17 protein-coding genes are annotated in these 24,816 nt (G+C 75.1%); 3 read left to right on the top strand and 14 right to left on the bottom strand.

What is annotated here, in order from left to right; all coding sequences use genetic code 11:
* Window positions 1–16: 16 nt before the first annotated feature.
* The 5 genes from holA to leuS all read right to left on the bottom strand — a co-directional run bounded on the left by holA (window position 17) and on the right by leuS (window position 7,457).
* Window positions 17–982, bottom strand: a complete 966-nt coding sequence (gene holA / locus ACT17Q_RS06215; RefSeq protein WP_268534607.1) for a DNA polymerase III subunit delta — start codon at window positions 980–982, stop codon at window positions 17–19.
* Window positions 979–2,574, bottom strand: a complete 1,596-nt coding sequence (locus tag ACT17Q_RS06210; protein ID WP_444665129.1) for a ComEC/Rec2 family competence protein — start codon at window positions 2,572–2,574, stop codon at window positions 979–981. Before ACT17Q_RS06210 ends, holA begins: the two co-directional genes overlap by 4 nt.
* Window positions 2,571–3,425, bottom strand: a complete 855-nt coding sequence (locus ACT17Q_RS06205) for a ComEA family DNA-binding protein (protein WP_444665128.1) — start codon at window positions 3,423–3,425, stop codon at window positions 2,571–2,573. Before ACT17Q_RS06205 ends, ACT17Q_RS06210 begins: the two co-directional genes overlap by 4 nt.
* A 97-nt stretch (window positions 3,426–3,522) precedes the next feature.
* Window positions 3,523–4,440 (bottom strand): DegV family protein, encoded by a 918-nt coding sequence (locus ACT17Q_RS06200; protein WP_444665127.1) that lies wholly within the window; start codon window positions 4,438–4,440, stop codon window positions 3,523–3,525.
* Between the two features lie 92 nt (window positions 4,441–4,532).
* Window positions 4,533–7,457, bottom strand: a complete 2,925-nt coding sequence (gene leuS / locus ACT17Q_RS06195) for a leucine--tRNA ligase (protein WP_444665126.1) — start codon at window positions 7,455–7,457, stop codon at window positions 4,533–4,535.
* Window positions 7,458–7,510: 53 nt separating this feature from the next.
* Here leuS and ACT17Q_RS06190 point away from each other — a divergent pair, with 53 nt between their 5' ends.
* Window positions 7,511–9,352, top strand: coding sequence for a helicase HerA-like domain-containing protein (locus ACT17Q_RS06190; protein ID WP_141319316.1), 1,842 nt, complete (start codon window positions 7,511–7,513; stop codon window positions 9,350–9,352).
* 36 nt (window positions 9,353–9,388) lie between these two features.
* Here ACT17Q_RS06190 and ACT17Q_RS06185 read toward each other — a convergent pair whose 3' ends face one another.
* The 4 genes from ACT17Q_RS06185 to ACT17Q_RS06170 form a co-directional block, all read right to left on the bottom strand.
* A complete protein-coding gene (locus ACT17Q_RS06185; protein ID WP_141319314.1) occupies window positions 9,389–10,108 on the bottom strand; it encodes a metal-dependent transcriptional regulator in 720 nt (239 codons plus the stop codon).
* A gap of 5 nt (window positions 10,109–10,113) precedes the next feature.
* Complete coding sequence (locus ACT17Q_RS06180; RefSeq protein WP_444665125.1) at window positions 10,114–11,697, bottom strand: D-alanyl-D-alanine carboxypeptidase family protein; 1,584 nt, start codon at window positions 11,695–11,697, stop codon at window positions 10,114–10,116.
* Between the two features lie 87 nt (window positions 11,698–11,784).
* The gene (locus ACT17Q_RS06175; RefSeq protein WP_444665124.1) at window positions 11,785–13,626 is read right to left on the bottom strand and encodes a metallophosphoesterase family protein; all 1,842 of its coding nucleotides are present in this window, start codon (window positions 13,624–13,626) and stop codon (window positions 11,785–11,787) included.
* A 77-nt stretch (window positions 13,627–13,703) separates the two neighbouring features.
* Window positions 13,704–15,383: a hypothetical protein gene (locus tag ACT17Q_RS06170; RefSeq protein WP_444665123.1), complete on the bottom strand. Its 1,680-nt coding sequence runs from the start codon at window positions 15,381–15,383 to the stop codon at window positions 13,704–13,706.
* A 77-nt stretch (window positions 15,384–15,460) separates the two neighbouring features.
* On the opposite strand from ACT17Q_RS06170, the gene ACT17Q_RS06165 reads away from it, so the two are divergent.
* Window positions 15,461–16,510: a glutathione S-transferase family protein gene (locus ACT17Q_RS06165; protein WP_444665122.1), complete on the top strand. Its 1,050-nt coding sequence runs from the start codon at window positions 15,461–15,463 to the stop codon at window positions 16,508–16,510.
* 9 nt (window positions 16,511–16,519) lie between these two features.
* Here ACT17Q_RS06165 and ACT17Q_RS06160 read toward each other — a convergent pair whose 3' ends face one another.
* A complete protein-coding gene (locus tag ACT17Q_RS06160) occupies window positions 16,520–17,155 on the bottom strand; it encodes a hypothetical protein (protein WP_141319304.1) in 636 nt (211 codons plus the stop codon).
* A gap of 70 nt (window positions 17,156–17,225) precedes the next feature.
* Between ACT17Q_RS06160 and ACT17Q_RS06155 the strand changes: the two genes are divergently transcribed.
* The gene (locus tag ACT17Q_RS06155) at window positions 17,226–18,971 is read left to right on the top strand and encodes an alpha/beta hydrolase (protein WP_444665121.1); all 1,746 of its coding nucleotides are present in this window, start codon (window positions 17,226–17,228) and stop codon (window positions 18,969–18,971) included.
* A 63-nt stretch (window positions 18,972–19,034) separates the two neighbouring features.
* Here ACT17Q_RS06155 and ACT17Q_RS06150 read toward each other — a convergent pair whose 3' ends face one another.
* From ACT17Q_RS06150 to ACT17Q_RS06135, 4 genes are all read right to left on the bottom strand, one after another.
* Window positions 19,035–20,744 carry an ABC transporter ATP-binding protein gene (locus tag ACT17Q_RS06150; protein ID WP_268530937.1) on the bottom strand — a complete coding sequence of 570 codons (1,710 nt, stop codon included), beginning with the start codon at window positions 20,742–20,744 and terminating at the stop codon, window positions 19,035–19,037.
* A complete protein-coding gene (locus ACT17Q_RS06145) occupies window positions 20,741–21,889 on the bottom strand; it encodes an ABC transporter permease (RefSeq protein ID WP_444665120.1) in 1,149 nt (382 codons plus the stop codon). The genes ACT17Q_RS06150 and ACT17Q_RS06145 overlap by 4 nt, the downstream gene beginning before the upstream one ends.
* A gap of 1 nt (window position 21,890) precedes the next feature.
* Window positions 21,891–22,985 (bottom strand): ABC transporter permease, encoded by a 1,095-nt coding sequence (locus ACT17Q_RS06140; protein ID WP_444665119.1) that lies wholly within the window; start codon window positions 22,983–22,985, stop codon window positions 21,891–21,893.
* Window positions 22,986–23,064: 79 nt separating this feature from the next.
* A complete protein-coding gene (locus tag ACT17Q_RS06135) occupies window positions 23,065–24,705 on the bottom strand; it encodes an ABC transporter substrate-binding protein (RefSeq protein ID WP_444665118.1) in 1,641 nt (546 codons plus the stop codon).
* Window positions 24,706–24,816 lie beyond the last annotated feature (111 nt).

Here is a 24,816-nt window from a genome sequence, read left to right as displayed (position 1 = left end):
GGCGGACGGTCGACCGTCAGGAGCGGGCGGCCGCCGCCACGCGGAGCACGGCCCGTTCGACCGCGAACCGGGGGTCCCGGCTCTCGCCCTTGACCTCGGCGTCCGCCTGAGCGACCGCGCTGATCGCCTCCGCGAGCGCCTCCGGCGTCCACGAGCGCAGCTCGCGCAGCGCGCGGTCCACCTGCCACGGGGCCAGCCCGAGGTCCCGCAGCGCGCCCTGCCCGCGGCCGCGCACGGCGCCGACCTTCGCGATGGTGCGGAGCTTGGCGGCCAGCGCGGCGACGACGGGCACGGGGTCGAGCCCGGTGGCGAGCGCGTGGCGCAGCAGGGCGACCGCCTGACCCGCGTCGCCCGCCACCGCGGCGTCGGCGACCCGGAAGCCGGTCGCCTCGATGCGGCCGCCGTAGTACCGCTCGACGACCTCGACGCCGATCATGCCGGTGGTGTCGGCCACGAGCTGGGAGCACGACGCGGCGAGCTCGCGCAGGTCGCTGCCGACGGCGTCGACGAGCGCGCGCACCGCGGCGCCGTCGGCGCGCCGGCCCGCTCGCCGCAGCTCGGCGTTCACGAACGAGGTCTTGTCCGAGTCGGAGGTCACGGCGTCGCACGCGACCTCCGGCACCCGCGCGGCGCGGAGGGCGTCGAGCGTCTTCTTCCCGCGGGCTCCCCCGCTGTGGCGCAGGACGAGCACGACGCCCGGTGCGGGCGCCGTCAGGTAGGCCTGGACGTCGGTGAACACGTCGTCCGTGCCCGTCTCGAGCGCCTCGACCACGACGACCTTGTCCTCGGCGAACAGCGACGGGCTCGTCGTCACGCCCAGCATCCCAGCCGTGTACTGCGCCGCGTCGATCCGCGTCACCTCCACGTCGGGGTCCGCCTCGCGCGCGAGGCCGACGATCCGGTCGGTCGCACGGTCGACGAGCAGGCCCTCCGCACCGCGCACGAGCACGACGGGTGCGGGCGCCGCCTCCTCCCACGTCAGGCCGGGGGGCGACGACGGGCGGCGCTGACCGCCGGGACGACCACCGGAGGAACGGCTGGAGCGGGTGGGCGCGGGCACGAGTCCAGCCTGCCAGACGCCGCCGACACCTCCCGCCGCCGCCCGAGCAGCAGCCGCGCGAGCGCGAGGCCGGCGGCGGCGAGGAGCGTCACGCCCGCCGTCCCCGGCATCCACTCGAGACGCGCACCGGGCAGCTGCGCGGCGTGCCGGGCGACGGCGCCGATCCACCAGCACGCGGCCCCGGCGGCCGCCGCGGCGGCCTGCGCGCCGCCCGGCCACCACGGCGCCAGCGCCGCGGCGAGCAGCCCCAGGAGCGTGGCCGGCGCGACCGCGGGCGCGACCGCGACGTTCGCCAGGACGCCCCACGGCGTGAGGACCCCGCTCGCCACCAGGACGAGCGGGGCGCACACCAGCTGCGCCGCGACCGGGACCGCGAGCGCAGCCGCGACGCCGTGCCCGAGCCGTCCCGCCCAGCGCCGGGTGAGCGCGACGCCGAGCAGGACGATGCCTGCGGTGGCGGCGACCGACAGCGCGAAGCCGAGCTCGGCCGCGAGCCAGGGGTCCGCGACGAGCAGCACCGTCACGGCCGCGCCGAGCGCCGCGGGTGAGCGCGCCGGCCGCCCGGCCGCCAGTCCGAGCACGGCGACCGCCCCCATCGTGGCCGCCCGCACCACGCTCGGCTCGGGGTGCACGAGCACGAGCATCCCGGCGGCGACGACGACGGTCGCGGCGGCCTGCACGCGCGGCGGCGCGCGCAGGGCTGCCGTGCCGGCGAGGACGAGCGAGGCGACGAGCGCGAAGTGCGCGCCCGAGACGGCCACGAGGTGGGTCAGCCCGGACGCCCGCATGGCGTCCGACAGGTCGTCGGGCACGCGCGCGGTGTCCCCCACGGTCACGCCCGGCAGGAGCGCCGCCGCGTCGCCGGGGAGCGGGTCCGCGAGCCCGCGGACGTGCGCCCGGACCCGTCCCGCGGCCGCGTCCCAGGCCCGCGGGGGCGCGAGCACGACCGGGTCGGCGGACGCGACCAGCAGCGCCACCTCGCGGGCCCCGCGCTGCGCCGCGTGCACCCGGCCGGTGACCTGGACGCGCGCGCCGTACGCCGGTCCGCCGGCTGCGGGCTCGCCGCTCAGCACCACGACCCGCCCGACGGCGCCCGACGCCCGACCGGCGGCCTCGACACGCGTCACGTCGAGCGCCCACCGCACGCGCGGCGGCGCACCCGGCCACGCCGCGCGCACCGGCACCGGTTCGGCGCTGACACGGCCGACCACCGTGCCCACCGCGGCGCCGGCCGTGAGCTCGGGGAGCAGGCCGCGCTCCCGCGCCCCGACCTGCGCGGCGCCGGCGGCACCCACCGCCGCGGCCGCCAGCAGCGCCAGGACCACCGACGCCCGCCACGTCGGCCGCTCGATCCCGTCCCAGCGGCGCCGGCTCGGCCCGAGCGCCACGACGAGCGCCACGACCCCCGCAGCGACCGCGGCGACGAGCGCCGTCCCGGGCGGAGCGCGCACGACGAGCAGGGCGGAGAGCCAGGACCCGAGCGCGGCCGGTGCGAGGCGGAGGTCGACCGTCACACGCGCACCAGGTCGCGCAGCTGCTCGAGCAGCGCCGTCCCGATGCCGGGGACGTCGACCAGCTCGTCGACGCTCCCGAAGGGGCGCTGCGTCCGGTGCTCGACGATGCGCCCGGCGAGCACCGGGCCGATGCCGGGCAACGTGTCGAGCGTCGCGGCGTCGGCGAGGTTGAGGTCGACGAGGGCGCCCGCCGACGACGCGCTCGAGGACGCCGACGTCGGACCGGCCGGGAGCGGATCCCCCGGGCGCGGGACGAGCACCTGCTCCGCGTCGACGAGCACCCGCGCGAGGTTGAGCCGCGCGAGGTCCGCGCCGCCGGTCGCTCCCCCGGCGGCCTCGATCGCGTCGACGACGCGTGACCCCGCCGGCAGGCGCACGACGCCGGGCCGGACGACCTCCCCGGCGACGTCCACGACGACCTCCAGCGCCGCGGTCGCCGTGGCACCCGGCCCCGTGGGACCCGGCGCGCCGCCGCTCGTCGCGTCCGACGGCGGGGCCGGGGACGAGGCCAGCGGCGCCGGCACGGGGAGCGTGACCGGGTGCCCGGGCTGCGTCGCGACGCTGCGCACGACGACGGCTCCCGCGACGAGCGCGAGCGCGACCGCTCCCGCGAGCGCGCTGCGCACGCTCGGCCGCCACCGCACGCGGGCGGGCTCCGGGTGGGGCACCGGCAGCACGCCGTGCGCGTCGGCGTACCGCTCCGCGGCGACCGCGAGCGCGTCCCCGAACGGACGCCGCGACCCGGACGGTACCGGCCGTGCGGGGTCGTCGGCCGCGTCGGGGTCCGGCGCCGTCAGGGCGCGCAGCCGCGAGCGCACGTCGCGGGACCGGGTCGGGTCGAGCGGGATCACCGCCCGAACGCTAGGCCGCGGCGTCCCGTCGGCGGACGGCGCGGTCCCCGGCTGTGGAGACCTCGCGCCCGTGCGGGGGCTGGGGTCGGGTGGCGCGTCAGGCGTCGACGACGACGACCGCGAGCAGCCCCGGGCCGACGTGCGCCGCGATGACCGCACTGGTCTCGCACGCGACGGCCTCGACGACGCGCGGCCACCGCCGCACCTGAGCGACGAGCTCCGCCGCGACGTCGGGCTGCCCCAGGTGGTGCACGGCGACCCGCACCGGGCCGCGTGTCTCGGCGTGGGCACGCGCGACGGCCTCGAGACGCTCCCGCGCCGCGCGCCGGGTGCGGACCTTCTCGGCCACGACCACGCGGCCCTCGTCGAGCGTCAGGAGCGGACGCAGCCCCAGCACGGTGCCGAGCGCCGCCGCGGGCGCGGACAGCCGACCACCACGTCGCAGGTGGTCGAGCGAGTCGACGAGGAACCACGCCCGCGCGGCGGCGCTGCGCTCGCGTGCGACGCGCGCGACGTCGTCACCGTCGGGCAGGGCGGGCGCGTCGCCCCGGGCGACCCACTGCGCGACCCGGTCGACCAGGCGCGTGGACGCGGGCTCGGACACCTGCGGCCCGTCCAGGAGACGCACAACGCCTTCGTCGCCCCCTGGGCCGCCCACGGGACCGCCCACGGCACCGCCTCGCGCGTGCCGGGCTGCGGCGAGCGCCGCGAACCCGAGCGCCATGACGGTGACCGCGGAGTCGACCACGTGCACCGGGACCGGTGCGTCGGCGGCGGCGACCCGCGCGGCCCCGACAGTGCCGGACAGCTCTCCCGACAGGTGCACGGAGACGACCTCGCGCGCCCCGGCCTCCGCGGCCGCGCGGTACGCGGCCGCGAACGCCGCGGGCGGTGGCTGCGAGGTGCTGACGCGCTCACCGCGCTGCAGCGCCCCGAGCAGGTCGGCCGGGCTGAGGTCCACGCCCTCGACGTGCCGTCGCGTCCCGACGAGCACGTCGAGCGGCACCACGCGCACGCCCCACCGCTCCGCGAGCCCCTCGGGCAGCGACGCGGTGGAGTCCGTGACGACGGCGACCGGCCCGGCGGCCGGCCGCCCGCGGCGCCCGATCAGGCCGGCACCACGTTGACGAGCTTGGGTGCGCGCACGATCACGGTGCGCACGTCACGGCCGTCGAGCGCGCGCTGCACACCGGCGTCCGCGAGCGCGAGCGCGCGCAGGTCGTCGTCCGACACCTGCGGCGAGACCTCCGCGCGACCCCGAACCTTGCCCTGCACCTGGAAGACGCACGTGACGGTGTCCTCGACGAGGTACGCCGGGTCCGCCACCGGGTAGGGCGCGTGCGCGAGCGAGCGCTCGTGGCCCAGGCGGGCCCAGAGCTCCTCGGCGAGGTGCGGTGCGATCGGCGCGGTCATGAGCACGAGCGCCTCGACCGCCGCGCGCGGCGCCGCGTCCAGCGTCGTGAGGTGGTTGTTGAGGACGATGAGCTTGGCGATCGCGGTGTTGATCCGCATGTGCGCCATGTCCTCGGTGACGTCCGCGATCGTGCGGTGCAGCACGCGCAGCGTCTCGTCCGACGGGGCGTCGTCGGACACGACGAGCGTGCCGTCCGTCTCCGAGACCACGTTGCGCCACAGGCGCTGCAGGAACCGCTGCGACCCGACGACCGCGCGCGTCTCCCACGGCCGCGACAGGTCGAGCGGCCCCATCGACATCTCGTACACGCGCAGCGTGTCGGCGCCGTACTCGGCGTACATCTCGTCGGGCGTCACCATGTTCTTCAGCGACTTGCCCATCTTCCCGTACTCGCGGTTGACGGGCCGGCCCTCCCAGGAGAACCCCGTGGGCGACGACGCGTCCTCGACCACCTCGGCCGCGGGCACGTGCACGCCCCGCTCGTCGGTGTAGGCGTACGCCTGGATGTAGCCCTGGTTGAACAGCTTGTGGAAGGGCTCGGCGCCGCTCACGTGGCCGAGGTCGAACAGCACCTTGTGCCAGAACCGCGCGTACAGCAGGTGCAGCACCGCGTGCTCGACGCCGCCGACGTACAGGTCGACACCCCCGACCGTGTCCGTCGGGTCGCCCGAGTGGCCCGGCGCCAGCCAGAACTTCTCGAGCACCGGGTCGACGAGCACGTCCTGCGACGCGGGGTCGAGGTAGCGCAGGTAGTACCAGCACGAGCCCGCCCAGTTCGGCATCGTGTTGGTGTCGCGGCGGAAGGTGCGCGGTCCGTCGCCCAGGTCGAGCGTGACGGCCACCCAGTCCTCGTTGCGGCCCAGCGGCGGCTCGGGCGAGGAGTCCGCGTCGTCGGGGTCGAACGTGCGCGGTGAGTAGTCGGGCACGTCGGGCAGGGCGACCGGCAGCGCGTCGAGCGGCAGCGCGATCGGCAGGTCGTGCTCGTCGTAGACGATCGGGAACGGCTCTCCCCAGTACCGCTGGCGCGAGAACAGCCAGTCGCGCAGGCGGTACGTGACGGTGCCCGCCCCCACGCCCTTGGCCTCGAGCCACTGCGTGATCCGGTCCTTCGCGGTCGCGACGTCCAGACCGTCGAGCGAGATCTCGTCGTTCGAGGAGTTGACGACGGCGCCGTCGCCCGTGCGGGCGGCGTCCGTCTCCTCGCCGTCGACCGTGTAGACGACCGGCAGGTCGAACGCCTGCGCGAACGCGAAGTCACGCGCGTCGCCGCCGGGGACGGCCATGATCGCGCCGGTGCCGTAGCCCATGAGCACGTAGTCGGCGGTGAACACCGGCAGCGGCTCGCCGTTCACGGGGTTCACCGCCAGGTGGCCGGTGAACACGCCCGTCTTGCGGCCCGCGTCCGCCTGCCGCTCGACGGCCGTCTTCGCGGCCGCCTCCGCGCGGTACGCCGCGACGGCCGCGGCGGGCGACCCGTGACCGCCCGTCCACGCGTCCTTGGTCCCGTCGGGCCAGGCCGCGGGCACCTCGTCGAGCAGCGGGTGCTCGGGCGCGACGACCATGAACGTCGCGCCGAACAGCGTGTCGGGCCGCGTCGTGAAGACCGTGACCTCCTGGCCGCCCTCGACCGCGAACGTCACGTGCGCACCCGACGAGCGCCCGATCCAGTTGCGCTGCATCGACTTGACCTTCTCCGGCCAGTCGATGTGCTCGAGGTCGTCGGTCAGGCGGTCCGCGTACGCGGTGATCCGCATGTTCCACTGGCGCAGGCTGCGCTGGAACACGGGGAAGTTGCCGCGCTCGGAGCGACCGTCGGAGGTGACCTCCTCGTTCGCGAGGACCGTGCCGAGGCCCGGGCACCAGTTCACGGGCGTCTCGGAGACGTACGCCAGGCGGCGCGAGTCCAGCACGCGACGACGCTCGACGGCGTCCAGGTCCGCCCACGCGACATTCGCGCGCACTCCGTCGACGACCGGGACGGGCCGCGTGCCGGCGGCGAGCTCGGCCTCGAGGTCCTCGATCGGCCGGGCCTTGCCGCGGCCGCCGTCGGCGCGCACCGCGTCCTCGTCGTACCAGGCGCCGAAGATCTGCAGGAAGATCCACTGCGTCCAGCGCACGTACTCCGGGTCGATCGTCGCGAACGAGCGTCGCGGGTCGTGCGCGAGGCCCAGGCGGCGCAGCTGACGCTGCATGATCGCGATGTTCGCCTCGGTCGTGACGCGGGGGTGCTGGCCCGTCTGCACGGCGTACTGCTCGGCCGGCAGGCCGAACGCGTCGAAGCCGAGGGCGTGCAGCACGTTGTCGCCCTGCATGCGGCGGTAGCGCGCCACGACGTCGGTCGCGATGTAGCCCAGCGGGTGACCGATGTGCAGGCCCGCGCCCGAGGGGTACGGGAACATGTCCATGACGAAGAACGTGCGCTTCGACGGGTCCGCGTGGCGCCCCTCACCGTCGGTGAGGTGACCCGTGGGGTTCGCGGCGAAGAACGTCCCGCGCTCCTGCCACTCGTCCTGCCAGCGGAGCTCGATCTCTCGTGCGAGGTCCGCGGTGTAGCGGAACGGCACGTCGTCGCGGGACTCGACGCTCGGATCGGGGCTCTGCGCAGGGGTCGTGGTCACCCCGCGAGTTTACCGAGCCCGCGCGGGGCCCCTGGCCGCTCTAGGATCGACGCATGTCGGACAGCGAGGTCCCTGCCGCCGGCGCCGCCGGCACCCCGAGCACCCCGAGCGCCCCCGCCGGCGAGGCGGAGCTCGCCGCGCTGCGCGCCGCCGCGGCAGCAGCGGCCGCCGAGGCGGCCGAGGCGAAGGCGGCCGCCGCCGCAGCCGCGCTCGCCGCGGCCGAGGCCGCCGCACTCTCGTCGGCGCCCGGTACGACGCCTGACACGGCGCCCGGAACGACGCCCGCCGCCGCCCAGCCGGCCGCGTCGACGCCCGCCACGTTGTCGGAGCACGCGGCGACGGTGCGCGCGGGCTACACGTTCTCCGGCGCCGTGCTCCCGCTCGGCGCGTTCCTGGAGGACTCCTCCCCCGTCGCGTCCGTGCAGGTGGGCCTCCCGCTCGCCATGCTCAACCGGCACGGCCTGGTCGCGGGCGCGACCGGCACGGGCAAGACCAAGACGCTGCAGGTCATGACGGAAGGGCTCTCGGCCGCGGGCGTCCCGGTGTTCGTCGCCGACGTCAAGGGCGACCTGTCCGGGCTCATGCGGCCCGGGACGTCGTCGGACAAGCTCCTCGAGCGCACGCGCAGCGTCGGCCAGGAGTGGGTGCCCACGGCGTCGCCCGTGGAGCTGCTCACGCTGGGCGGGATGGGCACCGGGGTCCCGGTGCGCACGACCGTCACGGACTTCGGTCCGCTGCTGCTCGCCAAGGTGCTCGGGCTCAACGCGACGCAGGAGTCCAGCCTCGGGCTGATCATGCACTGGGCGGACGTGCAGGGGCTCGCGCTGCTCGACCTCAAGGACCTGCAGTCGACGATCGCGTACCTCGTGTCCGACGAGGGCAAGGCCGAGCTCAAGGGCATCGGCGGGCTGTCCGCCGCGACGGCGGGAGTGATCCTGCGCGAGATCGTCGCGCTGCAGGCGCAGGGTGCCGACGCGTTCTTCGGCGAGCCCGCGTTCGAGGTCACCGAGCTGCTGCGCACCGCCGCCGACGGCCGCGGGGTCGTCACGGCCCTCGAGCTGCCCGGCGTGCAGGACCGGCCCGCGCTGTTCTCCACGTTCCTCATGTGGCTGCTCGCGGAGCTGTTCCAGGTCCTGCCCGAGGTCGGTGACCCCGACAAGCCGCGCCTGGTGTTCTTCTTCGACGAGGCGCACCTGCTGTTCCACGACGCGTCCGACGACTTCCTCACGCAGGTCACGCAGACCGTCCGGCTCATCCGGTCCAAGGGTGTCGGCGTGTTCTTCGTGACCCAGAGCCCCAAGGACGTGCCCGCGGACGTGCTCGCCCAGCTCGGCAGCCGCGTGCAGCACGCGCTGCGCGCCTACACCCCGGAGGACGCCAAGGCGCTGCGGGCCGCCGCGCGCACGTTCCCGACGTCGCCCTACGACCTCGAGGAGGTGCTCACCTCGTTGGGGACGGGCGAGGCGGTCGTGACGGTGCTCGGCGAGAAGGGTGTCCCGACGCCCGTCGCGTGGACCCGGCTGCGTGCGCCGCAGTCGTCGATGGACCCGGCCCCGGCCGACGAGCAGACCGCCGCGGTGACCGCCAGCCCTCTCGCCGCCCGCTACGCGCAGGCCGTGGACCGGGAGTCGGCGTACGAGCTGCTCACGGCGCGGGCGGAGCAGAGTGCCGCGGAGCGGCTCGCCGCGCAGCAGGCCGCGCAGGAGGCGGAGCAGGCGAAGGAGAAGGCCGAGGAGGCCGAGCGGGTCGCCAAGCAGCGCGAGAAGGAGGCCGCCGCGGCACGCAAGAAGACCACGCAGCGCACGAGCGGTGCGTTCGACTCGCTGCTGCGCTCGGTCGGCACGCAGCTCGGCCGGGAGATCACCCGGACGGTGTTCGGCACGCGGCGGCGCTGAGCGCCGCACCTCCCGGGCGTCGCGTCCGCCGCCTGCTCAGCGCGTCGCGGCCGGGGTGATCCAGATCGCGTGCGCCGCGACCTGGCCCAGGTCCAGCGCCCGGTCACCCACGGTGACGCCGACCGTCCCGACCGCGTCGCGGCGCGGGCCCACCGTCAGCACGGTGTCGATGCCGATGCCGACCTCGTCGAGGTAGCGCAGCAGGTCGGGGTCCGCGTCGCTGATCCGCGCGACCGTCCACCGTCCCGGGTCGGCGTCCCACATCGGCGTCGCGTCGGGCGCCACCAGGCTGCCGTCGGGGCCGGGGATCGGGTCGCCGTGCGGGTCGCGCACCGGGTGGCCGAGCCGCTCGGCGACGCGCTCGACGAACACGTCGCTCACGGCGTGCTCGAGCACCTCCGCCTCGTCGTGCACCTCGTCCCAGCCGTACCCGAGCACCTCGACGAGGAACGTCTCGACGAGCCGGTGGCGGCGCACCATCGCGAGCGCGTGCCGGCGCCCCTCGTCGGTCAGGCCGACGGCGCCGTACGGCTCGTGCGTGAGCAGACCCTGGTCCGCGAGCCGGCGCACGGTCTCCGAGACGGTCGAGGCGCCGACGCCGAGCCGCGTGGCGAGCAGCTTCGTCGTGACCGGTCGCTCGGCCCACTCCGTGGCCGACCACACGACCTTGAGGTAGTCCTGCGCGACGGGCGACAGCGCGGGGGTCGGCTCGGGTCGGGCATCGGTCACGACGACCAGGCTAGGCCAGGCGACCATGCGGGTCAGGACCCGTCCACGCTCCAGTGCCACGGCTCGCCCGGCAGGTTCTGCAGCCCGTACCGCCCGGCGTGCTCGACCAGCCAGTCCCACGCGGGCGTCCCGGTCCGCACGAGCCGTCCGTGGTCCGTGAGGTCGAGCGCGAGCCCGCGCTCGTGCCGCGAGCTGCCCGGCACGGCGGTCGGTGGACGGCACACGACGCCCGACGACGTCGCGTGGCAGTTGCGGGCGCGGGCCGCCACCTGCTGCTCGTGGCTGCGCCAGCCGGACGCCCCGAGGTCGATGCCCGCCGCGCGGGCCTGCGTGAGCAGCTCGTCGACCGCGTCCGCCAGGCAGGCGTGCACGCGCACGCCGTGGCTGGTCAGGACCGTGGCGTCGAGGCCGACCGGACCGTCGACGAGCGAGCAGTCGGCGGGCGGTGGTGCGGTCGCGGCCGCGAGCACGTCCGCGGGGACGTCGACGCGCCACAGCTCCTGACCGTTGCCCGCCGTGAGCAGCGCACCGGCGGCGTCGAGACGCAGCGCGGAACCGGGCGCCCCGCCCTCCGGGGCCTGCGTCCCCCAGACGGCCCGGCCGTCGCCGTCGACCAGCACGAGCCGCCCGTCACCGCGCACGTGCAACGAGCCGCCCGGGCCGGGGGCCGCCGGCGCGGTCCACACCGTGGTGTCGTCGTAGCGCAGCGTCAGCGCGTCCGCGGCAAGGTCCAGGTGCAGGTGACCGTCGGGGCCGTCGAGGCGCTGCCCCTCGGTCAGCGCGGCGTCGACCGGCAGGGACGCAGGTCCGAGCCCGGTCCCGCTGCTCCAGACCGCGTTGCCGTCGGGCGCCGTGAGCACCACGTCACCGTCGTCGCGCAGGACGAGCGTCGAGCCGGGCACGGCCGCGCGGTGCGTGGTCCACACGGCGGCACCCTGCGCGTCGCGGACCGCGAGCACGCCGTCCGCGTCCAGCGTCAACGCCGTGCCCGCGCCCTCGGTCGCGCTCGACCAGCGCGGACGCGAGTCCGGGCCGAGCAGCACCACGTTGCCCGTCCGCCGCACGACGAGCACGTGCCGCCCGTCCGGTGACGTGAGCGGCTGGCCGGGCAGGACGGAGCCGCCGGCCGCGAGCGTCGACGAGCGCTGCGCCGTGCCCGTCGCCCACACCGTCGCGCCCGTGTCGTCGAGCAGCACCAGGTCGCCGTCGTCCCGCAGCTCGAGGCGGGCCCCGACGACGCGGCCCTCGCCGAGGTCCGGCGTCCACAGCGTGCGCCCGCCCCGCCCGACGAGCCCGAGGTGGCCCTCGTCGTCGAGCTCGAGCGCCGCACCGCGCGAGCGACCGCCCACGGTCCACACCACGTCACCGCCCGGGCCGTACACCGACACCCGTCCGGACGCGCCCACGACGAGCACCGACGTCCCCCCGGGCGAGACCAGCGACTCGCGCGGCCGCAGGGACTCGCCCGCGGCGAGGTGGTCGGTGTCCGCACCCGCGTTGCCCGGCGCGACCGGACCGAGCATCGCGAGGACCGTCAGGCCCAGGGCCAGCAGGATCGTCAGCACGACCCGCACGAGCGAGTGCCGCAGGGACGTGTGCGACGACGCGGCGGTCACCCTCGACCGTCGCGGCGCGATCCCCCCGGGCCGCCTCGCCACCGGTCCACGGTAAGCCCGTGCGCGCGAGCAGGCACGGGTGAACCGTCAGAAGGGGACCGGGCCCCGGATCGGCACGGGCGACCCGCGCTCGGGCCGCACGACCGTCGGCCAGGGGCGGCGCTCGAGCACCTCGACCGTCGCCGCGGGCGACACCCGCACGACCTGGGAGTCCACGAACAGCCGCGTCGCGGGGTCCCACCGCAGGACGGTGAGCTCCGCGGTGCCGTTCAGCGGGCCGACCGTTGCCTGCCCGAGCGTCGCGCCCGCGGTGCTCGAGCTGATGAACCGGGCGCCCAGACCGACCTGCTGCGGGTCCGTGCGCCGGTGCAGGTGGCCCGAGACCTGCGCGGGCACGCAGCCGCTCGACATCGCGGCCTCCCCCACCGCGGGGGTGTGGATGAGCAGGAGGTCGACGCCGTCGTCGTCGCACGCCACGGCCGCGAGCCGCTCGCCCGCGTCCCGTGCGCTCTCGCCGAGCGAGGCGGTCGCGGCACCCGCGCGCGTCTCGTTCGGGTCGGCGTCGCCGAGGACCCGGATGCCGTCGACCTCGACCACCTTGCCGGACAGGACGGTCGCGCCCGCCTTCGCGTAGCTGTGCGCCGACTCGGCCGAGTCGTGGTTGCCGCCGACCGCGACGAGGTCGACGCCGTCCGGGACGGCAGACGCGAACGTCGACGTGCAGTACTGCTCGACCGCCGTGCCGTTCATCGTCGTGTCGCCCGCGTCCAGTACGACCGACGCACCCGACCGCTCGACGAGCGTCGTGATGAGCGGGGCCATCCCCACGTTGCAGTGCAGGTCGGAGACGACGACGAGCGTCACGAGGTCCTCCGCGCGCGTCGGCGGTGTCGGGCTCGGTGTGGGGCTCGGTGTCGGGCTCGGGCTCGTCGTGGGCGGGGCGGCCGTCGGTGAGGTCGTCGGGGCGCTCGTCAGGTCCGACGTCGGGGCGCTCGTCGGGTCCGACGTCGGGGCGCTCGTCGGGTCCGTCGTCGTGTCCGTGGTCGGGGCGGGAGGCGCGGCACCCCCGGCCGCCGCGCGCTCGCGCTCGGCGAGCTCCTGCGCGAGCCGCTCGGCCTGCGCCGCCTGCGCCGCCTCACGCGCCTGCGCGTCCTGCCGCTCGTCCCACGCGACCGCGAGCGCCTCGTCCGCGCGTGCGTAGAACTCCTCGTTCGTGCGGTACGCCGCGAGCACCTTCGCGCCGTAGGTGTCGATGACGCCGCCGAGCCGGCCGGTGACCCGCGCCCCCTCGAGCGCGGTGCCGTCGAACACGCGCGAGACCTGCCGCGCCTCGTCGACGTGGTCCCGCGGCCCGAGGCTCGACGTGGTCAGGCTCGCGACCGCCACCGCGAGCGCGGTGCCCACGGCGATCTGCGCGCGGTGCGCGCCCCAGGTGGCGCCCAGCTCCGCGCGACGGGTCGCCCCGAGCGCGACGCGCCCGAGCCACCACAGCCCGACGAGCACGAGGAGCGCGCCCCCGGCGCGGCGCAGCGCGTCGGCGACGATCGCGCGTGTCACGTCCTCGATCGTCGCGCGCGGCGCGGAGAAGAACTGGACGTACCGCTGCAGGTCCCCGGACAGGGCCTGGAGCGTGGTCGCGTCGTCGACCTCGGTCAGCGTCGCGGGGATCTCCTGCACGGTCACGCGCGCACCCAGCGTGAGGGGCAGCGGCGAGTCGACCTCGAGCGTGCCGAGCGGGCCGAGGTCGACCACCACGAGGTCGTCGGTGGTGACGGCGTACTGCGCCAGGTGCGGCCCGAAGCCGGCCTCGGCGCGCGCCGTCGTGAGGCCGTACGTCAGCGACACCAGGACCGCGACGAGCGCGAGGGCGGCGCGCACGAGCCACCGCGTGCGCCGGTCGTCGCTCGTCGCGTCGGTCTGCTCGCTCATCGCGACGAGCCTAGACGCGTGAGCGCGCCGCATCGCGGCGGGGTCGTCGGACCGCGACGGCCCGCCTGGCCGTGGGCTCACTGGTAGGTGACGAGGTCCGGGACCGGGTCGACCTGGTAGGTCTGCCGCGGGGTCAGCATCGGCGAGTCCTCGTCGAAGAAGTTCTTCCACCCCCAGTGCACGGCTGGCGCACCCCGTCGCAGCGTGCGCCACGTGCCCTGCTTGGCGGGCTGCGTGCCCTGCCCGTCGACGTGGATCACGATCGCGAGCTCGTCGTGGCTCGTGTCGAGCCGCTCGCGGCCCTCGACCATCCGCAGCGAGAACTGGTGGAGCACGAACATCTTCTGCGGCAGCCGGCGCGACGCGGTGAGCTCGGCGAGCCAGTCGCCGACCGCGTCGACCTCGTCGACGCCGACCGAGCCGATCTGCGCGAGGTGCTTCTGGTCGGGCTCGAGGCGCCACTCGGGGTCGAGCGCGAGCCCGACGTACGGCAGCTCCAAGAGCTCGCGGTACCGCTTCGCCTGCGTGAGGAAGTCCGTGCGGCCCGGCTGCAGGTCGAGCACGACCGCGAGGCCCGCCTCCCCCGCCGCCTCGACGAGCGGACGAAGCTCCGCGACGGGGCGCTCGCGCGAGTAGTCGCCGTCGTCACCCGGCTCGGCGGACGCGATGGTCGCGATGACCTCGACGGCGGGCACCACGGTGGCGTCGGTGAGCGGACGGTAGTGCCGCGCGACCTTCTGCGCGCGTGCGATCGTCGCGGGCACGTCCTGCTCGCCGAGCACACCCAGCGCACCCGAGCCGGGCGAGCCGTACAGCGCGACGTACCGCTTCGCCGGCACGCCCTCGACCGCGGGGAACACGAGCTGGCCGCCCCCGGGGGCGAGCGTCCCGGTGGCGGCGGTCGCGACCCGCGCCGCGAGGCGGTCCGCGGGTCCGAACGCGGCCCCGAGCGCGACCACGTGCGTCGCCTCGGCCTTCGCGAGCGCCCGGACCGTGTGCGTCGAGGCGCGCGGGTCGGCGCCGGGCACCGCGACCAGCGGGATCCGTGCGGCTCGCAGCGTCGCGACCGCGGCGGTCGTGTCACCGCCCGCACCCGTGAGCCCGACGAGGCCCGGCACACGCGCCGGGCGTCGGGTGGCCGGCGGGGTCGCGCGCGACGACGCGGACGGCGTCGGTGCGCGGGTGGCCGTCACCGGCGTCCGCGCGCCGGTGACCGCCGCGAGCTCGTCGGCGTCGGCGTCCGCGGGGACGGGCACCAGCGCGAGCGACTCGGGCAGTGCGCGCGTGCTGGCGGAGCCGACCACGAGGACGGCCCGCGCCGCGAGCCGGACGATCTCGGCGCGCACGGGTCGGTCGGCCGTCGACCCCGTCATGAGCAGCAGCGGGCCACCGACCTCGACCGCGGCGGACGCGCCCGTGGCCTGGGCCGCGGGGTCGTCGTCGGGGGCGATCACGACGACGGGCGCGGACGCGAACACCGCGGAGGACGCCTGCACCGCCGCGGCGACCGGGTCGTCCGCCGCCAGCACCGTGGCCGCCTCCTGCGGGGCCCGCACCCGCGCGGCGAGGACCGCGGGGGACGGTGTCGGCGTCGGCGCCGCGCGCGTCGTGCCCGCCGACGCCCCGGCCGACGGTGCGGTCGAGGCGCCCCGGGGCGACCACGCCTGCGGCCAGCCCTGGCTCCCCACGACGATTGCCAGCGTCCCCACCAGCACCGCGAGCACCACGACGGTGACGACCACCCGACCTCGACCCACGCCCCACCCTTCCTGCCGGAGACAAGGCCCGCCACTCTACGGCTGCCGGCGGTGGGCGGACCGGGCATGATCGGACGATGAGCCCCACCGCGCAGGACGCGCACGACCGTCCCGGTGTGTACTCCCAGGACGGGACCGAGTACCGGCGGGACACGCGCTACATCACCACCCGCATCACGGCCGACGGCCGAGACGGCTACCCCGTGGAGCCGGGCCGGTACCGGCTCGTCGTCGCGCGGGCCTGCCCCTGGGCGAACCGCGCGATCATCGTGCGACGCCTGCTCGGCCTCGAACCCGTGCTGTCGCTGGGCGTGTGCGGGCCGACGCACGACGAGCGATCGTGGACGTTCGACCTCGACCCGGGCGGGGTCGACCCCGTGCTCGGGATCCCCCGGATCCGCGACGCCTACCTCGCGCGGTTCCCCGACTACCCGCGCGGCATCACGGTGCCCGCGATCGTCGACGTGCCGACCGGGCAGGTCGTCACCAACGACTTCGCCCAGCTCACGCTCGACCTGTCGACCGAGTGGACCGCGCACCACCGCGCGGGCGCGCCGGACCTGTACCCCGAGCACCTGCGCGACGAGATCGACGAGGTCGCGGACACCGTGTACCGCGACGTCAACAACGGTGTGTACCGGTGCGGGTTCGCCGGCGACCAGGAGTCCTACGACGCGGCGTTCCACCGCCTGTTCGACCGGCTCGACCGGCTGAGCGAGCGGCTCGCGAGCCGGCGCTACCTCGTCGGCGACACCATCACCGAGGCCGACGTGCGCCTCTTCACGACCCTGGTGCGGTTCGACGCGGTCTACCACGGGCACTTCAAGTGCAACCGCAGCACGCTGGCGGCGATGCCGGTGCTGTGGGCGTACGCGCGCGACCTGTTCCAGACGCCCGGGTTCGGCGACACGGTCGACTTCGTCCACATCAAGCGGCACTACTACGAGGTGCACCGCGACCTGAACGCCCGCGGGATCGTGCCCCTGGGTCCCGACCTGTCGGGCTGGTGGACGCCGCACGCACGCGAGCAGCTCGGCGGGCGACCGTTCGGTGACGGCACGCCGCCGGGTCCGGTGGCGCCGGGCGAGGAGGTCCCCGCGGAGCACACCGCCCCCCGACCCGCCTGAGGGGTCCGCTCAGTCCTGGCCGGCGCGACGCGTACGGCCCAGGCCCGGCAGGAACCGGGGGCCGGTCGCGGCGAGCTCGCGTTCGTAGCCAGCGGCCCACGCGCCGTACGGCGTGCGCGCGAGCGCGTCGTTGCCGAACCGCGGGTCGTCGGTCACCTCCGTGACGCAGAACTCGGGCACGACGAGGTCCGTGACGGGTCCGCCACGTTCGACCTCGGCCACGACGAGCGGCGCGTTCGCACCCGCGAACACGTCGACGACCCAGCCGTCGTCGCCCAGCCACACCGAGTGCCGTGTCTTGGCGACCCGCTGCCCACCGCGCCGCACGAGCTCCATCCCCACCGCGACGTCGAGCTCGCGCTCGGCCTCGTACCGCGTGCCGGAGTTCATCGGGCCCTTCACGGTGACGGCGCAGAAGTCGAACCGGTCCGCGTGCTCGTCGAGCACCTCGAGCGGCGACCTCGCCGGGTCCACCGCGGGGGCGCCGCCCGACGTCTGGACGCGCACGCGCAGCGCGAAACCCTCGTCGGCCAGGAAGTACGACTGCACGATGATCGTCGGCGACTCGTCGAGCAGGTCGACCGGCAGGTCCCGCACCCAGAACCGTCGCTCGAACTCGAAGTCCCCGTACCCGGTGTCGCTCACGCCCCCACGCTAGGGTCGCGACGGGCGAGCGCGACGGTTGCCGCGCCGCGATGCGACCTCGGAGGACGCCATGACGGTCCAGCGCCCCGGTGCCACGCCCCACCGACCCACGCTCGGACGTCGCGTCCTCGACGCGTTCGCGCGCTGGCCCCGCCGGCTGTCCGGCCCCGGTCTGGCCGGGGCGCTCGTGTTCTTCACGATCTCGCTGGGTCCGGCGCTGCTCCCCCGCGCCGCGTTCTACCAGGGCGCGGTCGCGGGCATCTGCGCGGCGATCGGGTACGGGCTCGGCGCGCTGCTCGCCTGGGTGGTGCGCCGCGCCGGGGTGCCGTGGTCACGCCGCGTGAGCCGCTGGTTCCGACGCGTCCTGCTCGCCGCGACGCTCGTCGCGGTCCCCGCGGCGCTGTGGTGGAACCGCACGTGGCAGGACGAGCTGCGCGGGCTGTTCGGCGAGCCGCCCGCGGAGTCGTCGCACCCCTTCGTCGTCGTGACGCTCGCGCTCGTCCTCGCCGTGCTGCTGCTCCAGGTCGGGCGCGGGCTGCGGCGCGTCACACGCTGGGTGGGCGGGCTCGTCGGCCGCGTGCTGGGCCGGTGGGTACCGGTCCCCGTCACCCGCCTCGTGGCGGTGGCGCTGGTCGCGTGGCTCACGGTCGTGGTGCTCGACGGCACGGTGGTGCGGGGCGGCCTCGCGGCGCTCAACGGCGTCTACTCGACGCTCGACAGCGGGACCGCGCCGGGCGTGGTGCAACCCGGCGACCCGCTGCGCAGCGGGTCGCCCGAGTCGTCGTCCGCGTGGGACGACCTCGGGCTGCAGGGGCGCACCTTCGTCGCCGGCGGACGCCCGGCCGCCCACTTCGAGGAGGTCGCGGCCCGCACGGGGAGGACCGAGCCGCTGCAGGACCCCATCCGCGTCTACGCCGGGCTGTCCGCGGGAGACTCGCTCGACGAGGTCGCGCAGCTCGTCGTCGCCGAGCTGGACCGCACCCACGCGTGGGACCGCTCGGTGCTCGCCGTCGTGACCGCCACCGGCACCGGATGGGTCGACCCGTCGATGTCGGACTCCCTCGAGCTGCTGTGGGGCGGTGACACGGCGATCGCGTCGATGCAGTACTCCTACCTGCCGTCGTGGATCAGCTTCGTCGGCGACCGCTCGACGCCGCCCGCGGCCGGCAAGGCGCTGTTCGAGGCCGTGTACGACCGTTGGTCGCAGCTCCCCGAGGACGACCGGCCGCTGCTGTACGCCGCCGGCATCTCGCTCGGGTCGTACGGCTCCCAGGGCGCCTTCTCGTCGGTGCAGGACGTCGTCGCCCGCACGGACGGCGCCCTGTGGGTCGGCACGCCCGGCTTCACGCCGCTGTGGGGCGAGCTCACCGCGGACCGCGACCCCGGCTCGCCCGAGATCACGCCCGTGCTCGACGACGGCCGGACCGTGCGGTGGGCCAACCGGCCCGCCGACGGCTCGGACCGCCAGCTGTGGGCGCTCGGGGACGACTGGGAGCGTCCGCGCGTCGTGTACGACCAGCACGCGTCGGACGGCGTGACCTGGTGGTCTCCGCGCCTCGTCCTCAACAAGCCGGACCGGTTGAGCGAGCCTCGCGGCTCGGACGTGCTCCCCTCGACCCGCTGGGTGCCGATCATCACGTTCTGGCAGACGACGATCGACCTGTTCGTCGCGGGGTCGGCACCCGCCGGCCACGGGCACAACTACCACACGGAGTACGCCGACGGCTGGTCGGCGATCGCCCCGCCGCCCGGCTGGACGACCCAGGACACGGCCGTGCTGCGCGAGGTCGTCGGGCTCGTGGAGTCCGTGGCCTGACCGCCCGGGCGACGGTCGACGAGGGGCCGGGCACCGCGGTCCGGCACCCCGCCCCTCGTCCGCTCACGGCGTGCGCAGCTCCTGCCACCGCGCCCGGCGCTCGGCCTGCTCGACCGGGTCCGGCACCGGCAGCGACGCCAGCAGGCGCTGCGTGTAGGGATGCTGCGGGTCGCCCAGCACCTGGGCGCCCGTGCCCTCCTCGACGAGCGACCCGCGGTGCAGCACCGCGATGCGGTCCGCCAGCAGGTCGACCACCGCGAGGTCGTGGCTGATGAACAGGCACGCGAACCCGAGCTCGGCCTGCAACCGCGCGAACAGGTCCAGCACGCGCGCCTGCACCGAGACGTCCAGCGCGGACGTCGGCTCGTCCGCGATCAGCAGCTCCGGGTCGAGCGCGAGCGCACGAGCCAGCGACGCACGCTGGCGCTGCCCGCCCGACAGCTCGTGCGGGAACCGGTCACCGAACGCGCGCGGCAGCTGCACGGCCTCGAGCAGCTCGTCGACCCGGCCGCGCGCCGCCTGCGGCGACGTCGCGACACCGTGCACGACGAGCGGCTCGGCGACGCACTGCGCGATCGTGAGCAGCGGGTTGAAGCTCGTCGCCGGGTCCTGGAAGACGAACCCGATGCGCTTGCGCACCGGGCGGAACCGGCGCTCGCGCACGCCGTTCATCTCGACGCCCAGCACCTCGAGCGAGCCGCCCGTGACGTGCGTCAGGCCGGCGATCGCGCGCCCGATCGTCGTCTTGCCGGAACCGGACTCGCCCACCAGGCCGAGCACCTCACCGGCCCCGATGTGCAGGTCCACGCCGTCGACGGCACGGAACCCCGGGCGACGCAGCCGGCCCGGGTACGTCACCTCGAGCGCGCGTGCGCGGACCACCGCCCCTGCCACCGCTCCCGCCGCCGCCCCCGCGTCCGCCGGGTGCGACGTGAGCGTGGGCTCGGGGCGCGCCCGCAGCGACGGCCCGCCGACCCGCGGCACCGAGTCCAGGAGCCGGCGCGTGTACGGGTGCTGGGGCGAGGTGAACAGCGTGCGCGCGTCGGCCTGCTCGACGATCTCGCCGTCGTACATCACCGCGACGCGGTCGGCGAGGTCGGCGACCACGCCCATGTTGTGCGTGATGAGCACGATCGCCGCGCCGAACTCGCGCGGCAGGATCCGCAGCAGGTCGAGGATCTCGGCCTGCACCGTGACGTCGAGCGCGGTCGTGGGCTCGTCGGCGATCACCAGACCCGGGTTCAGGACCAGCGCCTGCGCGATGACGATGCGCTGCTTCTGCCCGCCGGAGAACTGGTGCGGGTAGTGGTCGACGCGGTGCTCCGGGTCCGGGATGCCGACACGCCGCAGCACGTCGACCGCCCGCTCGCGCGCTGCGGCGCGGGACATGCGCGTGTGCGAGCGCAGCCCCTCGGCGATCTGCCAGCCGACCGGGTAGACGGGGTTGAGCACCGACGAGGGCTCCTGGAACACCATCGCGGCGTCCTGCCCGCGCAGCCGACGCAGCTCGGCGGGCGACGCGGTGGTGACGTCGCGCGCCCCGCCGCCGCCGCGGCCCGAGAGCAGGACCGCGCCCTGCGTGCGTGCCGTGCGCGGCAGCAGCCCGAGGATCGTGCGGGCCGTCACGGTCTTGCCCGAGCCGGACTCCCCCACGACCGCCAGCACCTCGCCGGGCGCGACCTGCAGACTCACGCCCCGCACGGCCTCGACGGGTCCGGCGTCGGTGTCGAACGTGATCCGCAGGTCGCGGATGTCGACGACGGGTGTGCTCATCGGTCCTTCTCCTCGGCGGGCTCCTCGGCGGGGCCGTCCTCGGGCTCGGGGACGACGTCGGGCGGCGGGCCCTCGAGCGCGTCGAGGCCGCCGACACCCTCCGGACCGGCCGCGAGCACGCCGCCGGGCACGGCGACGGTCTGGCCGACCTCGCCCGCGACGAGGGCCTTGCGGCGGCGCGTGCGCAGGCGCGGGTCGGCGAGGTCGTTGAGCGACTCCCCGACGAGCGTCACGCCGAGCGCGGTGAGCACGATCGCGACACCCGGCGGGATCGCCGTCCACCAGATGCCGCTCGTCACGTCCGCGAGCGCCTTGTGCAGGTCGTAGCCCCAGTCCCCCGCGGCGGTCGGCTCGATGCCGAACCCCAGGAAGCCGAGGCCCGCGAGGGTCAGCACGGCCTCGCACGCGTTGAGCGTGACGATCAGCGGAAGGGTGCGGACCGCGTTGCGCAGCACGTGCCGCGTCATGATCCGCACGTGTCCCGAGCCGACGACGCGCGCCGACTCGACGAACGCCTCGCCCTTGACGCGCACCACCTCCGCGCGCACCACGCGGAAGTACTGCGGGATGAACACCACGGTGATGGACACGGCGGTCGCGATCACACCGCCCCACATGGACGACTGCCCGCCGCTGATGACGATGGCCGCGAGGATCGCGAGCAGCAGCGACGGGAACGCGTAGATCGCGTCGGACACGACGACGAGCACGCGGTCCAGCCACCCGCCGAAGTACCCGGACACCAGGCCGAGCACCACGCCGATGACGATGGACGCCGCGACGCCGATCACGATCGTGTACAGCGCGGTGCGGGCGCCCCACACGACGCGCGACAGCACGTCGTAGCCGGCGACCGTCGTGCCGAGCAGGTGGTCGGCGTTCGGCTCGACGTGCGCGCCGAACAACTCGCCGTCGGCGCGCAGCTGCGCCCACCCGTACGGCGCGAGCACGGGTGCGAGAAGCGCGACGACCAGGAACACCACGCACAGCACCAGGCCCGCGACGAGCATTCCGCGCTGCAGGCCGACGCTCGTGCGCAGCTGGTGCACCACCGGCAGACGCTTCCAGCGTGACGTGTGCTCGGGCGTCGCGACGGCCCCGACGGGGGTGGGCACCGGGGTGGGCACAGGGGACTCGGTCGCCATGTCAGTACCTCACCCGGGGGTCGACGAGCGCCGCGATCACGTCGACGACGAAGTTGGTCAGCGCGACGATCACGGCGAGCATCGCGACCATGCCCTGCACCGCCACGAAGTCGCGCGCGAGCAGGTACTGGACGAGCTGGAAGCCCAGCCCCTTCCACTCGAAGGTCGTCTCGGTGAGCACCGCGCCCGCGAGCAGGAGCGCGATCTGCAGGCCGATGACCGTGATGATGGGGACGAGCGCGGGGCGCCACGCGTGCTTGCGCAGCAGGCGCCGCTCGGAGACGCCGCGCGAGCGCGCGGCCTCGACGTACCCGGTGGTCAGCGTCCCGATGACGTTGGTGCGCACCAGGCGCAGGAACACCCCCGCGGTGAGCAGGCCCAGCGCGATCGCGGGCAGCACCGCGTGCTCGAGCACGTCCGCGACGACCGCGCCGTCGCCCGTGCTGATGGCGTCGACGAGGTAGATCCCCGTGTCCGCTCCGGTGCGCTGCATCTGGATCTCGGCGCCCGTGGACGCCCGGCCGGCCACGGGCAACCACCCGAGCCAGACCGAGAACACGAGCTTGAGGAGCATCCCCGCGAAGAACACCGGCGTGGCGTACACGAGCACCGCGGACACCCGCAGCGTCGCGTCCGCACCCGTGTCGCGGCGCGCGGCGGCCAGCCGACCGAGCGGGATGCCGACCGCGAACGCGACGACGAGCGCGTAGACCGCGAGCTCGAGCGTCGCCGCGCCGTACGTCAGGAGGACCTCGGTCACGGGCCGGTTGTCGGAGATCGTCGTGCCGAAGTCGCCCCGCAGGATGCCGTCGAGGTACTCGAGGTACTGCACGACGATCGGCCGGTCGTACCCCGCGTCGTGGATGCGCTCGGCGAGCTGGTCGGCCGTCAGGCGGCCGCCGAGGGCCGCGGTGATCGGGTCGCCGGTCGCGCGCATCATGACGAACACGGTCGTCACGAGGATGAGGATCGTCGGGAAGATCAGCAGGAAGCGCACCAGCAGGTAGCGGCCGAGGCCACCGCCCGGGCGTCGTCGCCCGGGCGTGGTCGCCGCCGGTGCGGCGCTCGCCGTGTCGTCGGTGGTCAGGGTCGTCATGGGTCGTCCCGGTTCGGCGTCGGAGGTGCGTGACGGGCGACGGCCCGCCCCGCGAGCTGCGGGGCGGGCCGTCGTCGGGTCACTTGGAGAGTGCGCCGTAGCGGAACTTGAACGACGCGTCGAGCGTGTCCTGCGTGCCCTGCACGTCCTTGCCGACGACCGCGACCTGCGCGCCCTGCAGGTACGGCACCGTCGACAGGTCCGCCGCGACCTCGTCCTGGATCTTCTCGATCACGGAGGTGCGCTCGGCGGGGTCCGTGGTCACCGCCTGCTGCAGGATGAGGTCGTTGACCTCCTGGTTCGCGTAGTGGTTCGCCAGGAAGTTCTCCGTCAGGAAGAACGGCGTGAGGTAGTTGTCCGCGTCCGAGTAGTCCGGGAACCAGCCGAGCTGGTACGCCGGGTAGACGTCGGCGGTGCGGTCCTTCGAGTACTGCACCCACTCCGTGGTCTGCAGGTCGACCGAGAACAGGCCGTCCGCCTCGAGCTGGTCCTTGATCATCGCGTACTCGTCCGCCGACGACGGGCCGTAGTGGTCGTTCGAGTACTGCAGGCCGAGCTTCACGGGCGTCGTGACCCCCGCGGCCGCGAGGCGCTCCTTGGCCTTCGCGGCGTCCGCGCCGCCCGAGCCGTCGCCGTACAGCCCCTTGAGCGACTCGGTCGCGCCCGTCAGACCTGCCGGGACGTAGGAGTACAGCGGCGTGTAGGTGCCCTTGTAGACCTGCTCCGAGATCGCGTCCCGGTCGATGAGGTCCGCCACGGCCTGGCGCACCGCGAGCGCCTTGGCCGGGTCGGCCTCGGGCGTCTTGGCGCCGTACGGCTGCGTGTCGAAGTTGAACGTGATGTAGCGGATCTCGCCACCGGGGCCGTCGACGACCTGGACGGCGTCGTTCCCGCGCAGGTCCTCGATGTCGGTCGCGGTGAGGCTGCGGAACGCGACGTCGATGTTGCCCTGCTGGATGTCGAGCTTGAGGTTGGAGGAGTCCGCGTAGTACTTGACGTTGACCTCCTTCGTCTTCGCCGCACCCAGGACGCCCTGGTAGTCCGCGTACGCCTCGTACGAGACGAGGTTGTTGAAGTCGTAGCTCGTGATGACGTACTGGCCCGCGAACGCGTTGCCCTTGACGATGTCGGCGTCCGGGGTCAGCGCGTCGGCCGCGAAGACCTCCTCGTCGACGATCGGGCCCGCGGGGCTCGACAGGATCTGCGGGAAGACCTGGTCGTTCTCGCTCTTGAGGTGGAACACGACCGTGGTGTCGTCCTTGGCCTCGACGCTCTCGAGGTTGTAGAGCAGCGACGAGGGACCGTTCTCGTCGGCGATCGTGAGCTGACGGTCGAACGTGAACTTGACGTCCGACGAGGTCAGGTCGTTCCCGTTGGCCCACTTCAGGCCGGGCTTGAGCGTGACGGTGTACTCGGTGGGTGCGGTGAACTCCGCGGACGCGGCGATGTCGGGCTCGACGTCGGGGCTGCCGTACGGCGTGTTCAGCAGGAACGGGAACACCTGGTTCATGACGGCGAACGAGCCGTTGTCGTACGAGCCGGCCGGGTCGAGCGTCGTGACCTTGTCCGTCGTCCCGATCGTCAGCGTGCCCCCGCCCCCGCCGGTCGGGCCGCCGTCGGCGGAGTCGTCCTTACCCGAGCAGGCCGTGAGCACGAGCGCTGCGACCGTGAGGCCTGCGGCCGTCGCGAGAACGCGACGGCGGTTGCGTGCGGAGGTCATCCGTCACCTCTTCCGTGGGGGCCGGCTGGAGGCCGGCGCAGTACGTGGTGAGGGCTTGTGTAGCACACAGGTATGACGTGGGTAACCGCCGTCTTACCGGTGAGTAACATC

This window comes from Cellulomonas sp. CW35 (genome assembly GCF_052378485.1).
In the GTDB taxonomy this organism is placed as follows: Bacteria; Actinomycetota; Actinomycetes; order Actinomycetales; family Cellulomonadaceae; genus Cellulomonas; species Cellulomonas uda.
The sequence above is the reverse complement of the archived record's forward strand: the minus strand, read 5'-3'. Positions and strand labels throughout refer to the sequence as shown.